The 13,208-nt window shown below is 43.8% G+C and carries 14 protein-coding genes and 6 tRNA genes; 16 read left to right on the forward strand and 4 right to left on the reverse strand.

What is annotated here, in order from left to right:
• Positions 1-88: 88 nt before the first annotated feature.
• On the reverse strand, positions 89-1,249 hold the full coding sequence (locus FPL27_RS03295; RefSeq protein WP_143959742.1) for a Gfo/Idh/MocA family protein: 1,161 nt from the start codon (positions 1,247-1,249) through the stop codon (positions 89-91).
• 329 nt (positions 1,250-1,578) lie between these two features.
• Here FPL27_RS03295 and FPL27_RS03300 point away from each other — a divergent pair, with 329 nt between their 5' ends.
• The 6 genes from FPL27_RS03300 to FPL27_RS03325 all read left to right on the forward strand — a co-directional run bounded on the left by FPL27_RS03300 (position 1,579) and on the right by FPL27_RS03325 (position 7,669).
• Positions 1,579-2,823, forward strand: coding sequence for a nucleoside permease (locus FPL27_RS03300; RefSeq protein WP_143959743.1), 1,245 nt, complete (start codon positions 1,579-1,581; stop codon positions 2,821-2,823).
• Complete coding sequence (locus FPL27_RS03305; protein ID WP_185974287.1) at positions 2,823-3,683, forward strand: hydroxypyruvate isomerase family protein; 861 nt, start codon at positions 2,823-2,825, stop codon at positions 3,681-3,683. The genes FPL27_RS03300 and FPL27_RS03305 overlap by 1 nt, the downstream gene beginning before the upstream one ends.
• Before the next feature lie 27 nt (positions 3,684-3,710).
• A complete protein-coding gene (locus tag FPL27_RS03310; RefSeq protein WP_143959744.1) occupies positions 3,711-5,390 on the forward strand; it encodes a GMC oxidoreductase in 1,680 nt (559 codons plus the stop codon).
• Between the two features lie 12 nt (positions 5,391-5,402).
• Positions 5,403-5,963, forward strand: coding sequence for a gluconate 2-dehydrogenase subunit 3 family protein (locus tag FPL27_RS03315; RefSeq protein ID WP_143959745.1), 561 nt, complete (start codon positions 5,403-5,405; stop codon positions 5,961-5,963).
• 12 nt (positions 5,964-5,975) lie between these two features.
• Positions 5,976-6,866 (forward strand): sugar phosphate isomerase/epimerase family protein, encoded by an 891-nt coding sequence (locus FPL27_RS03320; protein WP_143959746.1) that lies wholly within the window; start codon positions 5,976-5,978, stop codon positions 6,864-6,866.
• Between the two features lie 77 nt (positions 6,867-6,943).
• A complete protein-coding gene (locus FPL27_RS03325; RefSeq protein WP_143959747.1) occupies positions 6,944-7,669 on the forward strand; it encodes a hypothetical protein in 726 nt (241 codons plus the stop codon).
• 18 nt (positions 7,670-7,687) lie between these two features.
• Here FPL27_RS03325 and FPL27_RS03330 read toward each other — a convergent pair whose 3' ends face one another.
• The gene (locus FPL27_RS03330) at positions 7,688-8,479 is read right to left on the reverse strand and encodes a dienelactone hydrolase family protein (RefSeq protein WP_221936578.1); all 792 of its coding nucleotides are present in this window, start codon (positions 8,477-8,479) and stop codon (positions 7,688-7,690) included.
• 73 nt (positions 8,480-8,552) lie between these two features.
• On the opposite strand from FPL27_RS03330, the gene FPL27_RS03335 reads away from it, so the two are divergent.
• The gene (locus FPL27_RS03335) at positions 8,553-9,179 is read left to right on the forward strand and encodes an LON peptidase substrate-binding domain-containing protein (protein WP_143959748.1); all 627 of its coding nucleotides are present in this window, start codon (positions 8,553-8,555) and stop codon (positions 9,177-9,179) included.
• On the opposite strand, the gene FPL27_RS03340 is transcribed toward FPL27_RS03335, so the two are convergent.
• Positions 9,176-9,793, reverse strand: coding sequence for a tetratricopeptide repeat protein (locus FPL27_RS03340; protein WP_235893357.1), 618 nt, complete (start codon positions 9,791-9,793; stop codon positions 9,176-9,178). The two genes, FPL27_RS03335 and FPL27_RS03340, sit on opposite strands and share 4 nt — an antisense overlap.
• An 856-nt stretch (positions 9,794-10,649) precedes the next feature.
• Here FPL27_RS03340 and FPL27_RS03350 point away from each other — a divergent pair.
• The 9 genes from FPL27_RS03350 to FPL27_RS03390 all read left to right on the forward strand — a co-directional run bounded on the left by FPL27_RS03350 (position 10,650) and on the right by FPL27_RS03390 (position 12,566).
• Positions 10,650-10,722: transfer RNA gene (locus FPL27_RS03350), tRNA-Lys, on the forward strand.
• A 55-nt stretch (positions 10,723-10,777) separates the two neighbouring features.
• Positions 10,778-10,851: transfer RNA gene (locus tag FPL27_RS03355), tRNA-Pro, on the forward strand.
• Between the two features lie 181 nt (positions 10,852-11,032).
• Positions 11,033-11,106: transfer RNA gene (locus tag FPL27_RS03360), tRNA-Arg, on the forward strand.
• 179 nt (positions 11,107-11,285) lie between these two features.
• A tRNA-Lys gene (locus FPL27_RS03365) sits at positions 11,286-11,358 on the forward strand.
• 64 nt (positions 11,359-11,422) lie between these two features.
• Entirely contained in the window at positions 11,423-11,665 is a 243-nt protein-coding gene (locus tag FPL27_RS03370; RefSeq protein WP_143959750.1) for a GIY-YIG nuclease family protein, read from the forward strand.
• Positions 11,666-11,825: 160 nt separating this feature from the next.
• Positions 11,826-12,068 (forward strand): GIY-YIG nuclease family protein, encoded by a 243-nt coding sequence (locus FPL27_RS03375; RefSeq protein ID WP_143959750.1) that lies wholly within the window; start codon positions 11,826-11,828, stop codon positions 12,066-12,068.
• A 28-nt stretch (positions 12,069-12,096) separates the two neighbouring features.
• Positions 12,097-12,162 (forward strand) — tRNA-OTHER (locus FPL27_RS03380).
• 66 nt (positions 12,163-12,228) lie between these two features.
• Positions 12,229-12,453 carry a GIY-YIG nuclease family protein gene (locus FPL27_RS03385; protein WP_235893358.1) on the forward strand — a complete coding sequence of 75 codons (225 nt, stop codon included), beginning with the start codon at positions 12,229-12,231 and terminating at the stop codon, positions 12,451-12,453.
• Between the two features lie 47 nt (positions 12,454-12,500).
• Positions 12,501-12,566 (forward strand) — tRNA-OTHER (locus FPL27_RS03390).
• Between the two features lie 228 nt (positions 12,567-12,794).
• Here FPL27_RS03390 and FPL27_RS03395 read toward each other — a convergent pair.
• Positions 12,795-13,094 carry a Rossmann-fold NAD(P)-binding domain-containing protein gene (locus FPL27_RS03395; RefSeq protein WP_317129423.1) on the reverse strand — a complete coding sequence of 100 codons (300 nt, stop codon included), beginning with the start codon at positions 13,092-13,094 and terminating at the stop codon, positions 12,795-12,797.
• Positions 13,095-13,208 lie beyond the last annotated feature (114 nt).

Consider the following 13,208-nt stretch of genomic DNA (forward strand, 5'->3'; position numbering starts at 1 on the left):
GTCGGATGTCCGATGATCGATTTGATACAATTTAAGGATATAAAATAATAATCCATAACCGAGGGGATATCCAGTGGATTATGGTTTTTTAAACGGTAAAATCAGTCCACTTCTGGTTAGATTTACCACTTTCTATTACATGATGAACAAATGCCATGCCTCTCAGCCCGTCATCAGCTCCCGGAAAATCTTTCCAAGCCTTTTCTACTTGCTGTCCGCTCAATTGGGCCTGCAGGTTGCGGGCAAAATTGCGGTAAAGGTTTGCGAAGGCCTCTAGGTAGCCCTCTGGGTGTCCGGCGGGAGTTCGGGTGTTGGCTTGTGCAAAATCATCCAGATACGGTGAACCTGCCCTCAAAATATGGTCGGGCTGGTTATGGTTGCGGATGATGAGGCTGTTGGCATCCTCTTGCTGCCATTCCAAACCTCCCTTTTCTCCAAAAACCCGGATATTGATATTGTTTTCAGCTCCTGTGGCTGTTTGGGTAGCAATCAATACTCCGGAGGCGCCGTTGTCAAACTTGAGCAGCACGTTGCCATCGTCATCTAGCTGGCGCCCTTCTACTTGTATGTTGATGTCAGCGCAAAGCTTGGTGATTTTGAGGCCAGTGATATATTCGGCAAGGTTGAAGGCGTGGGTACCTATATCGCCCATGGCTCCGGCCTTCCCGCTTTTGGCTGGGTCGGTCCGCCAAGAGGCCTGCTTGTTGTCTTCGCTTTCCAGCATTTCGCTGAGCCAACCTTGCGGGTACTCTACGTAAACCTGTCTAATTTTCCCAAGTTCACCTTTGGCAATAAGCTGCTTGGCCTGCTTGACCATAGGGTAGCCGGTGTAGGTATGGGTAAGGCAAAATAGCTTTCCAGTTTCGTTTATTTTAGCATGAAGTAGCTTGGCTTCGTCTAAGGTTAAAGTCATGGGCTTATCAAGGACCAAGTGAAAACCATTATCCAAAGCCTTCATGGCTGGGTCAAAGTGCACATGGTTGGGGGTGACAATGCTGACAAAATCTATTCGCTCACCTTCGGGCAGAGCTTTTTCTTTTTCAAACATTTCGTCATAGGAACGGTAGACGCGGTTAGGGGAAAGGAAAAGTTCTTCTCCGGCCTGCTTACTTTTGGAAGGGTCACTGCTGAAGGCGCCCGCAACAAGTTCGATCTGTCCGTCCAGGTTGGCAGCTATGCGGTGGATGGCTCCGATGAAACTTCCGGGTCCTCCCCCGATCATGCCCATTTTTAATTTTCTTTTACTCATAGGTTTGCTTTATTGTGGTTTGATGGAAAATATGTTTGATGTCGGATGTCCGGTGTCCGATGTGATTTAGCGGTAATTATTGCGGATTATCATATAATGAGATCTTTGTTTGGTCAAAAATTCAGATGAAAAAGTTTTGATTAACTCTTCTTTGGTTGTGCCAAATTCATTAAATTGTTGTGCCACCGTTAATTATATGAGTGGTAAAGGATATTTATTCCAGATTGGCTTAATTACTTTTTCATTTGGATTTACTAATTTAAGTGATTAATGTTAAAAATTAATTGGGTCTTCCGATTAATACAGCCTATTATAACCTTTTATTATTTATGAAAATCGAAACCAAAGCTCGGTTATCCTTCATGATGTTCCTGGAGTTTTTTATCTGGGGAGGATGGTTTGTGACCTTGGGGGCATTTTTGCCCCAAAACCTTCAAGCCACTGGTACGCAGACTGCCGCGGCCTTTTCTACTCAATCTTTCGGGGCCATAATTGCACCTTTTATTATTGGTCTGATTGCTGACAAATACTTCAATGCTGAAAGGATCCTGGGTGTATTGCACCTTTTTGGAGCTGCATTGATGTTTATGATGTTCCGCTCAGATAATTTTGCTGAATTTTACCCCTACATATTTGCCTACATGGTGGCCTATATGCCTACTTTGGCTTTGGTCAATTCGGTGTCTTTCAACCAGATGACCGATCCTGCCAAGGAATTTGCTGTGATCCGGGTATGGGGAACCATCGGGTGGATTGTGGCAGGCGTACTGATCAGTTACTTCGGCTGGGATAGCACTGCCGGTCTTCAGGAAGGGCTATTAAGAAATACTTTCATGCTTTCTGGTATAGCTTCGGCTGTTTTGGGTGTGTATAGTTTTACTCTCCCAAAAACTCCTCCTAAGATCCCTAAAGGGGAGAAGCTAAGTGTTTCCGACGTATTGGGTTTGGATGCTTTGCGCCTGTTAAAAAACCGTAATTTTCTGATATTCTTTATTTCATCTATCTTGATATGTATTCCCTTGGCGTTTTACTATCAGAATGCCAGTCCTTTCCTAATTGATGTAGGTATGCCCAATCCTACGGGAAAAATGACAATTGGACAGGTATCTGAAGTATTGTTTATGCTTTTACTTCCAGTCTTCTTTACTAAGTATGGTATCAAAAAAACGCTTCTAGTGGGGATGCTGGCTTGGGTAGCCCGATATGCCCTGTTTGCGTTTGGAGATGCCGGATCGGGTATGTACATGCTTTTGTTGGGGATAGCCCTTCATGGCATATGTTATGACTTTTTCTTTGTTTCCGGACAGATTTACACGGATTCCAAGGCTGGGGAGCGCTATAAAAGTGCTGCCCAGGGAATGATCACGCTTGCTACCTATGGTGTCGGTATGCTGATCGGGTTCTGGGTTGCCGGTTTGGTGACCGACCATTTCGTCAATGCCGACCAGACCAAGGATTGGCAGACCATCTGGCTTATCCCATCAGGTATCGCAGCGGTAGTAACCTTATTGTTCTTAGTGCTTTTCAAGGAGGAAGGAGTGGCAAAGGAGGAAGTCATGGAAAAAGTAGCCTGATGGATTCCAGAAGAACAGCCCTCAAAAAATTAGCAGGTACGGCTCTGTTTGGAGCTTTGCCGGTAACGGGTGTATTTGCTGAAAAGAACAATGATATAAAGGGGAAAATAAACCACTCAGTTTGCAGGTGGGTATTCAATGATCTGTCCATGCCGGAATTGTGTAAAGTGGTTAAGGGGCTCGGCTTCAATGCTATTGATCTGGTGGGTCCAGCGGATTGGCCGGTCTTACAGGAGTATGGAGTGGTCAGCTCCATGTGTAACGGCGCCGAAATTAACCTGGTACACGGCTTTAACAACAAGGAGTATCATGCCCAGCTCTGGAAAAACTATGAGGAAATTATTCCACTTGTGTCCAAAGCTGGATATCAAAATCTGATTTGCTTTTCCGGAAATAGGGATGGAATGGATGAAGAAGAGGGGTTGAATAATGCTGTGGAGGGGCTTCAGCGCCTTTTGCCTTTGGCCGAAAAGCATGGTGTGGTACTTCAGCTAGAGTTGCTTAACAGCAAGGTAGATCACCCCGATTATATGGCTGACAATTCCCCGTGGGGAGTAGAGTTAGCAAAGCGGTTGGATTCTGAGCACTTCAAGCTATTGTATGATATCTACCACATGCAGATCAATGAAGGCGATGTGATCAGAACCATACGGGATAACCACCAATACTTTGGCCACTACCATACGGCTGGAAACCCGGGAAGAAATGAAATCAATGAAACGCAGGAACTTTATTATCCTGCCATTATGAAAGCGATAGTGGAAACGGGATTTGAAGGCTATGTAGCCCAAGAATTTATCATCACCCGGAAAGATAGGGTGGAATCCCTGCGGGAAGCTATCCAAATATGTGACGTTTAATAATAAGTTAAAAGATTTTCAAAATATATGGCAAATCAAGAGTACGATGCAATCGTCGTCGGGTCCGGAATCAGTGGAGGTTGGGCCGCAAAGGAATTGACAGAAAAGGGTCTGAAGGTGTTGATGCTGGAAAGAGGCCAGAATGTAGAACATGTAAAGGATTATAAGACCGCGACGCAGGCTCCTTGGGAGACCAATTATAGAGGGCGTAGGTCAATAGAGATGATCGAAAACCACCCTGTCCTAAGAAGGGATTATGTGCTGAACGAGCTGAATGTAGACTGGTGGGCTCAGGAATCCGAGTCTCCTTATGTTGAGAAAAAGCCTTTCAATTGGTTTCGGGGCTACCAAGTGGGTGGAAGATCCTTGCTTTGGGGCCGTCAGAGTTACAGGATCGGTGACATAGATTTTGAGGCAAATCTGAAAGAGGGAATAGCTGTGGATTGGCCTATTCGATATAAGGACCTTGCGCCTTGGTATTCATATGTGGAAAAATTTGCTGGTATCTCCGGAAGCCGCGATGGGCTCGCCCAGTTGCCTGACGGGGATTTTCAGCCAGCAATGGAGATGAATTGTGTAGAGAAGGATGTTGCTGAGCGAGTGAAAAACCACTTTGAAGGAAAAAGAGTGATTACCATGGGTAGGGTAGCTAATATAACCCAACCATTGGAGGGCCGTACCAATTGCCAATACCGAAACAAATGTTGGTTGGGCTGTCCGTTTGGAGCGTATTTTAGTACGCAGTCTTCTACATTGCCTGCAGCCATGAAGACGGGTAACCTTACCTTGAGGCCATGGTCTATTGTCACGAGGGTATTGTACGACAAGGATGCCCAAAAGGCTACTGGTGTGGAGGTGTTGGACGCCGAAACCAATGAAACGATTGAGTATAATGCCAAAATTATATTCTTATGCGCCTCAGCTTTTAACTCAACTGCAATTCTAATGAGAAGCGCCACCGATGTGTGGGAAGGTGGATTGGGCAGCAGTTCCGGTGAATTGGGCCATAATGTGATGGATCATCATTTCCGGGCTGGAGCCAACGGAATGGTGGATGGATATGATGATAAGTATTATTTTGGCCGTAGGCCAAATGGGATTTATATTCCTAGATTCCAGAACATCGATGGTGATAAGCGTGATTACCTGAGAGGCTTTGGCTACCAGGGTGCGGCAAGCAGAAGCGGCTGGAGTAGAGAGATCGCCGAACTTAATTTCGGGGCGCCGTTAAAAGAAGCCCTCAGCGAACCGGGGCCATGGAGTATGGGAATTACGGCATTTGGGGAGATTCTTCCATATCATGAAAACACTATCAAGCTTAGCAAGGATACTAAGGATAAGTGGGGTATGGAAGTGTTGGAGATGGATGCTGAGATCAAAGAAAATGAGCTCAAGATGCGAAAGGACATGATGGACGATGCCGCCGAAATGCTTGAGGCAGCCGGACTTAGAAATGTCAACACCTACGATGCAGGCTACACTTTCGGACAGGGTATCCATGAAATGGGAACCGCCAGGATGGGCCGTGATCCTAAGACCTCGGTTCTCAATGGTAATAATCAGGTTTGGGATGCTAAGAATGTATTCGTAACCGATGGGGCCTGTATGACCTCGGCAGCGGCTCAGAATCCCTCGTTGACTTATATGGCTCTAACAGCCAGAGCAGTGGATTTTGCTGTAAAGGAATTGAATAGAAGAAACCTTTAAAACCAGATAAAAATGGCTATAAATAGAAGAGAAGCATTGAAGAGCATGGTTTTGATGATGGGAGGCACCATGATCGGAGCCAATGTCATCCTGACGGGTTGTGCTCCCGAAGATAGGATTGAAGGGTTGGAGTTTTCCGAGGAGGATATTGCTTACATGGATGAAATTGGTGAAACTATCATTCCAACCACCGATACCCCTGGTGCAAAAGAGGCTGGAGTGGGTTCCTTCATGGTGGTGATGGTAAAAGAAACCTACAACCAAGAACAACAAGAGACATTTGTCAATGGGTTGAATTCCCTCAAGAAAAATTTCAAATCTGAAATAGGTGTGGCCTTTATGGATGCTTCTCACGAGCAAAGGCTCAATTATCTCAATTCCTTAAACGAGGAATTGAGGAGTGGTGACAGTGAAAATGGTCCGAAATATATAAGTATGCTTAAAGACCTTACTGTGTTGGGGTATTTTACCTCTGAGATAGGTGCCACCCAAGCCTTGAGGTATGTGGAGACGCCAGGAAAGTATGACGGCTGCATGGATTACAAAAAGGGGGATAGAGCATTTGCACTTTAAATCAAACGATAGATGAGCAACCGTCGAGATTTTATACGATTGAGTTCACTGATGGCTGCAGGGGCATTTTTGCCCTTACAGTTTTGTGGAAAGCCAGATAAGGTAATTGGAGGCGGTAACGCCGCAGAAGCAAGTTTGGAGAAGTTTGGGATACAGCTTTATTCAGTCAGGGATGAAATGGCTAAAGATGTAAAGGAGACCATTTCCAAGCTATCTACCTATGGGTACCATTATCTGGAAGGGTATGATGGAGGCAAGGGCATATTCTGGGGGATGAAAAACACGGAATTCAAACAGGTAGTCGAAGACAATGGGTTGGAATTTGTGGCTTCCCATGCGAATGTATTTGAAAACCTGGAACAGCAAGCCAGTCAAGCTAGTGAGATTGGCATGAAGTATCTCATCTGTCCGTGGGTAGGTCCTCAAGAAAGCATGGAGGAATTTAAGCGCCTTGCTGATGAGTTTAACAGGGTAGGCAAAGTCTGCAAAGAGGAAGGGGTAAGGTTTGCTTACCATAATCACGGTTATACCTTTGAGGAGCTTGAAGGTCAGATGCCTCAGGATTACCTGCTGGAAAACACGGATCCAGAGCTTGTTGATTTCGAAATGGATATTTATTGGGTTAAAACACCCGGTAAGGATCCAAAAGCATATTTTGAGAAGTATCCTGACAGGTTTAAGCTATGTCATATAAAGGACAGGATGATTGACGCACCTGCAGATGAGGCTAATGCCTCAACAATTATTGGGGAAGGATCGATTGATTTTTCTTCTATTTTGAGAGTTGGAAAGGATAATGGGTTAGAGTATTTCTTTGCAGAACAGGAAAGATATGACAACAGTACACCCATGGAAAGTGCAATGAAAAATGCGGAATATTTGAAAAATCTCCGTTTGGGGTAGTGTACTAATATTTGGTGATAAGAACCTAAATAATTGATGGCCCGAACTTTTGCATATAGGTGCCCGTTGTTTTAAGTATGAATTGGATCGCAGGCGTTGTTTATACATTTATACCTTTCTTATCCGTTATCAGTTTTATGCTATACGAAACCCCAGTCATGGAAGCTGTAGAGGCTACTCCCATGTCAAAATCAGACACCGTAGAAATAAATAAATCAGATACTGAAGACCTAGAGAAACTGGCAGAGAATAAAGTAATTCCCGAAGAGATAAGAGAAGTTACCCTGAGGGCCTTATCACATTACCCGGAACTTGAGGATGTGGAAATTCATTTTGAGCTACTTGACAATATCCGTGGCTCGGTGATGCAGGCCCAACCTAAATTTGGGTCTTTGCTTTTTAACAGCAAGGCTAACAGGAAATACAGAGTAAAAATCAGTAGACAGCTTGAGTTGGATGATGAATGGCTTCCTATAGAAGAGGTGCCGGACAACGTTCTTCTTGGTTGGATTGGCCATGAGCTTGGTCATGTGATGGATTACCTTGACCGTAGCCGTGTGGGGATGATCATCTTTGGCGCTAGGTATGTTACTTCTAATAACTTTGTGACGAAAGCGGAAATCACCGCGGATAGTCATGCCATTGCAAGTGGGTTAGGTAACTACCTGGTAGATACCAAAAACTTTATATTAAGCAACGACCGCCTTCCTGAAGATTATAGGAACAAGATCAGAGAATTGTATATGTCCCCTGGGGAGATTATGACATTAGTAGAAGTTGAAGAAGAAGAGGATGATACTTAATCATCCTCTTTTTTTGTATTAATTTAGAATTGCTTTTATTCTTTCTAAAGATTCTTCTCTCGCCAACCTGTTTCCCTCACTGGCATCAGGTCCTTCACCGCTTCTCATGTAGGCGTGTCCGGCTTCATCATAGATTTCATATTCAAAGGACTTGCCTTTTTCCTTCATCATCTCTTCAGAGGTTTCAATAGTGGCGTTAACTCTTTGGTCATTTTCCCCATAAAATCCATATACTGGGGCATTGATTTTGGCGATTTGCTCGGGGTCTTTAGGTCCTGTGCCGTAGAAGACTAATGCCTCGCTGATGTTTGGTTGATGCGTGGCATAATTGTAAGTTTGGGACCCACCCCAACAGAATCCTATCACTGATACCTCTCCGCTGCCTCCATCCACTGTTTGAAGATATTCAAATGCAGAGTCTAGGTCTTTCATGACTTGTTGGTTGTCCAGGGCATAGATGCCCTCTCTGGCGTCATCCTGATTGGCAAAATCACGGGTGGATTTTTTTGAGTTATCGAAATCGGACAATAGGTCCGGAGCCAGGGCAATGTAGCCCATTTCTGCCAATTGGTCGGCCATGGCCCTTACCCAATCGGTGAGACCTCTGTTTTCATGTATGACAATGAGGGTTTTAGCATTTTCAGCTTTTTCGGGGAAAACTAGGAATCCGCGGACATTTCTGCCGTCCTGATCCATATTGATCCACTCGTGGTGTCGTGGGGAGTTTTCAAGTCTTTCAAGATCCCTGTCTTGTGCTTTCAGAGCCCCAGCAAATAAAAGTGCTGCGCAAAATAAGAATAGTTTTTTCATAGAGTTCCAACTAGCGGTTAATGATACTGTTCAGTAATTTACAACTAATTCCGGAAAGTAGAGTTTATTGACTATGGACGCATATCTGCCATTATTCCCCTTAAAACTTGTTGCTTTCCCAGGAGAGGATCTCAGTCTTCACATCTTTGAGCCTAGATATAAACAGCTGATAAATGACTGCAAGGAGACGGGTAGTAATTTTGGAGTAGGGGTTTATTTAAAAGAACTGACCACATTTGGTACTGAGGTCGAATTGGTGCAGATTGTTCAGACTTATGAAGATGGGCGGATGGATATAAAGACAAAAGCAATCCAGCCATTTGAGATTTTGAGATTTGAGAATCCCCAGGAAGGCAAACTATATCCTGGTGGGGAGATAGCATATCTAGAAAACGATCCGCACGTTTCAGAGGTCATCTATCAGCAGTTTTTGTTTTACCTTAAAGAAATGTTGAGGCTGCTGCAATACGATGCAGATATCAGCAAGTTTCAGGTGACTTCCTTCACCTTTGCCCATGTGGTTGGACTAAAGCTGGAGGAGGAGTTTGAACTGTTGTTGATGCAAAAGGAGTCTGAAAGGCAGGAATATTTGATCCTGCATTTCAAAAAGATGATACCTGTGATGAAGGATCTGCAACACGCTAAGGAGAAAATCCGAATGAATGGGCATTTCAAATATTTAGATCCCTTAGACTTTTAAAGCTTGGTGACGTTCTGTTTTTTAACATAAGCTTTGCGGTCTTCCCACGTGATTTCAAACCATGTGTCTTTTGTGGAATTAATTTGGATGCGGTGACCGACATCTACTTTGCTGATCAGGTTGCCTCCCGCGGTTGGTTGGTCCATGATCAGGGTAGGACTGCCGGTAATGATAGCCCTATTGGGCGGCTTTAGATAGTTATTGCTCAAAAAAATCATCACTATCAAAACAAAACTAGGAATGAAGAAGGCCGGTTTAGATGCTTTATCTCGGTTTCGGACAAATAAAACCAGAAAAATGGCCAAGCAAATGGTGAGAAGAGCGGTGATTTCTATGCGGTTGTCTATCAGGATTTTGAAGAACTGTTCTTGATCTGATACCTGATAGCCGATAAGATAAGGCTGCTCCGTGAGGTTGCGGATTTTAGTAGTGACACGCTGGTTAGGGTTGTGTTCATAATATTTGCTGAGGTATAGAGTAGTCTTTGGGTAGTCGCCCATACCTTCGGTGATGAAAGCCATTTTGAGTAGCATGGCAGGAGAGTAGGTTTGCTGCTCAAAGTACAGATTTTCGTAGACTGCAAGAGCTTCTTTGTAATTTTGAGTATTAAACAAAGAATCTGCTAAATTTTGATTGTTTGTATTGGCTTGACAATTAATACTTTGTGATATGGTCGTCAAAAATATTAATAATATTGCAAGAAAGATTCGCTGTAAGTTTGGCATTTTAAAATAGTCCGCTTAAATTTGCAGTCCAATTACGACAAAGATATAGCAAAAAGCAAGTCTCAAATCGTAAAAATTTAAAGCTGTAAGGGCTTTAAAGGCATAAAATGATTTAATACTGATTCCGTAGCTCAGCTGGTAGAGCATGCCGACTTTTGGTCGGGAGGGTCCTAGGTTTGAGCATCAGCGGGAGATGATAATGTGCGATGTCGAAAGGATATCGAAATAGAAATATTGATAATACTGATTCCGTAGCTCAGCTGGTAGAGAATCCCGACTTTTGGTCGGGAGGGTCCTAGGTTTGAGCGTCAGCGGGAGATGATAATGTTCGATGTCGAAAGGATATCGAAATAGAAATATTGATAATACTGATTCCGTAGCTCAGCTGGTAGAGCATCCCGACTTTTGGTCGGGAGGGTCCTAGGTTTGAGCATCAGCGGGAGATGATAATGTGCGATGTCGAAAGGATATCGAAATAGAAATATTGATAATACTGATTCCGTAGCTCAGCTGGTAGAGCATCCCGACTTTTGGTCGGGAGGGTCCTAGGTTTGAGCGTCAGCGGGAGATGATAATGTTCGATGTCGAAAGGATATCGAAATAGAAATATTGATAATACTGATTCCGTAGCTCAGCTGGTAGAGCATCCCGACTTTTGGTCGGGAGGGTCCTAGGTTCGAGCATCAGCGGGAGATAATAATGTGCGATGTCGAAAGGATATCGAAATAGAAATATTGATAATACTGATTCCGTAGCTCAGCTGGTAGAGCAATACACTTTTAATGTATGGGTCCTGGGTTCGAGCCCCAGCGGGATCACAGGTTGAAGTACGAGGTACGAAGTTAGAAGTACGAAGTATGGAGATTGATTGTTCGGGGTGTAGCGTAGCCCGGTATCGCGCCTCGTTTGGGACGAGGAGGTCGTAGGTTCGAATCCTGCCACCCCGACAAAATTTCCTTTTCTGAAGCTTGCTGGGTGTAAAGTCAGGTAAGGGTCCAGAAAATAAGCTTGCCCACGGCAAGATGGAAATTTTAATTAGGTTAGGTTCCGTAGCTCAACTGGATAGAGCATCCCGACTTGCAAAGTCGGGAAGGTTTCAGGTTCGAGTTATAGAATTTAATGAAGATTGGTCCCGTAGCTCAACTGGATAGAGCAACTGCCTTCTAAGCAGTAGGTTTCAGGTTCGAGTCCTGACGGGATCACATTGGGAAGTACGAAGTCGGATGGACGAAGTACGAAGAATTATTTATTAAGATTACCGATTCCGTAGCTCAGCTGGTAGAGCATCCCGACTTGCAAAGTCGGGAGGGTCCTGGTTTCGAGCTCAATCTGGAAAAATCTTGAGGTCTGACGTCATAAGGATGTCGAAAAAATAATTACCGATTCCGTAGCTCAGCTGGTAGAGCAATACACTTTTAATGTATGGGTCCTGGGTTCGAGCCCCAGCGGGATCACGAAGGCCTCCTTTTTAAGGAGGCCTTATTTACTTTTTATCCATACTTAATTTTTTTTTTTATTATGGCGCATTTCTATATCCTCCATTCGGAGAAACTCAATCGTTATTATGTTGGAGCCTGTATTGATCTTGAAAGAAGGCTGTACGAACACAATATTGGTCATTCCAAATATACATCCACAGGGGTTCCTTGGAAAGTTGTTTACACGGAGTCCTATCCTGATTTGCGAGAAGCAAAAAAGAGAGAACTGTCTGTCAAGCGGAAAAAGTCAAGAATCTATATTGAATCACTAATCCAGAAATAGAACTGATAGTGAGGGGAAAAATCAATTCGGCTCAGCTGGTAGAGCATCCCGACTTGCAAAGTCGGGAGGGTCCTGGTTTCGAGCCCCAGCGGGATCACGAAGGCCTCCTTTTTAAGGAGGTCTTATTTATTTTTTATTCATGCTTAATTTTTTTTTTATTATGGCGCATTTCTATATCCTCCATTCGGAGAAACTCAATCGTTATTATGTTGGAGCCTGTATTGACCTTGAAAGAAGGCTGTACGAACACAATATTGGTCATTCCAAATATACATCCACAGGGGTTCCTTGGAAAGTTGTTTACACGGAGTCCTATCCTGATTTGCGAGAAGCAAAAAAGAGAGAACTGTCTGTCAAGCGGAAAAAGTCAAGAATCTATATTGAATCACTAATCCAGAAATAGAACTGATAGTGAGGGGAAAAATCAATTCGGCTCAGCTGGTAGAGCATCCCGACTTGCAAAGTCGGGAGGGTCCTGGGTTCGAGCCCCAGCGGGATCACGAAGGCCTCCTTTTTAAGGAGGTCTTTTTTATTTTTTATTCATGCTTAATTTTTTTTTTATTATGGCGCATTTCTATATCCTCCATTCGGAGAAACTCAATCGTTATTATGTTGGAGCCTGTATTGACCTTGAAAGAAGGCTGTACGAACACAATATTGGTCATTCCAAATATACATCCACAGGGGTTCCTTGGAAAGTTGTTTACACGGAGTCCTATTCTGATTTGCGAGAAGCAAAAATAGAGAGAACTGACTGTCAAATGGAAAAAATCAAGAATCTATATTGAATCACTTATCCAGAAATAAGGCTGATAGTGAGGGGAAAAATCAATTCGGCTCAGCTGGTAGAGCATCCCGACTTGCAAAGTCGGGAGGGTCCTGGGTTCGAGCCCCAGCGGGATCACGAAGGCCTCCTTTTTAAGGAGGCCTTTTTTATTTTTCACCCATGCTTACTTTTTTTATTATGGATCAATTCTATATCCTCCATTCTGAGAAACTCAATCGTTATTATGAAGAATTCACCTACCTTCATCTCTAACCCTCTAAACCTCCCGCCGAGCGTCAGCGCCGGGATATAACCTTCTAAACCAAGATCGTTAATTGGCAGTTAAACTTTAAACCATAAACTTTAAGCTCTTTCAAATACCTGCTTATCGTAGTTGAGTATGTTTTCAAAATACCTTATCGTTTTTGTTAGGCCATCATCAATACCTACATGCGGTTCCCAGTCTAATTCTCTTTTGGCAAGTTCAATACAAGGTTTTCTTTGCAAGGGGTCATCTTGGGGCAAAGCCATAAACCGGAGTTTACTGCTGCTGCCCGTTAGGTCGATGATTTTTTCGGCCAGGTCAAGCATAGTAAATTCACATGGGTTTCCGATGTTCACAGGTCCTGTAAAACCATCTCTGGAGTTCATCAATCTATACATACCTTCAATGTTGTCGTCCACGTGTCTAAAACGGAGGTCACTGGGCCATAGTTTACGCTGATACTGGGCCAGCCATTCCGGGAATCAACGGGCCAAAAATCAGGCGTTGTTTCC

Source organism: Litoribacter populi, from assembly GCF_007483685.1.
Taxonomy (GTDB): Bacteria; Bacteroidota; Bacteroidia; order Cytophagales; family Cyclobacteriaceae; genus Litoribacter; species Litoribacter populi.

What these genes read in the sequence shown, in the direction of transcription:
- FPL27_RS03295 (WP_143959742.1), bottom strand. Translation starts at nt 1,249, where the DNA reads ATGAGTAAAAGAAAATTAAAAATGGGCATGATCGGGGGAGGACCCGGA.
- FPL27_RS03300 (WP_143959743.1), top strand. Translation starts at nt 1,579, where the DNA reads ATGAAAATCGAAACCAAAGCTCGGTTATCCTTCATGATGTTCCTGGAG.
- FPL27_RS03305 (WP_185974287.1), top strand. Translation starts at nt 2,823, where the DNA reads ATGGATTCCAGAAGAACAGCCCTCAAAAAATTAGCAGGTACGGCTCTG.
- FPL27_RS03310 (WP_143959744.1), top strand. Translation starts at nt 3,711, where the DNA reads ATGGCAAATCAAGAGTACGATGCAATCGTCGTCGGGTCCGGAATCAGT.
- FPL27_RS03315 (WP_143959745.1), top strand. Translation starts at nt 5,403, where the DNA reads ATGGCTATAAATAGAAGAGAAGCATTGAAGAGCATGGTTTTGATGATG.
- FPL27_RS03320 (WP_143959746.1), top strand. Translation starts at nt 5,976, where the DNA reads ATGAGCAACCGTCGAGATTTTATACGATTGAGTTCACTGATGGCTGCA.
- FPL27_RS03325 (WP_143959747.1), top strand. Translation starts at nt 6,944, where the DNA reads ATGAATTGGATCGCAGGCGTTGTTTATACATTTATACCTTTCTTATCC.
- FPL27_RS03330 (WP_221936578.1), bottom strand. Translation starts at nt 8,479, where the DNA reads ATGAAAAAACTATTCTTATTTTGCGCAGCACTTTTATTTGCTGGGGCT.
- FPL27_RS03335 (WP_143959748.1), top strand. Translation starts at nt 8,553, where the DNA reads ATGGACGCATATCTGCCATTATTCCCCTTAAAACTTGTTGCTTTCCCA.
- FPL27_RS03370 (WP_143959750.1), top strand. Translation starts at nt 11,423, where the DNA reads ATGGCGCATTTCTATATCCTCCATTCGGAGAAACTCAATCGTTATTAT.
- FPL27_RS03375 (WP_143959750.1), top strand. Translation starts at nt 11,826, where the DNA reads ATGGCGCATTTCTATATCCTCCATTCGGAGAAACTCAATCGTTATTAT.
- FPL27_RS03385 (WP_235893358.1), top strand. Translation starts at nt 12,229, where the DNA reads ATGGCGCATTTCTATATCCTCCATTCGGAGAAACTCAATCGTTATTAT.
- FPL27_RS03395 (WP_317129423.1), bottom strand. Translation starts at nt 13,094, where the DNA reads ATGTATAGATTGATGAACTCCAGAGATGGTTTTACAGGACCTGTGAAC.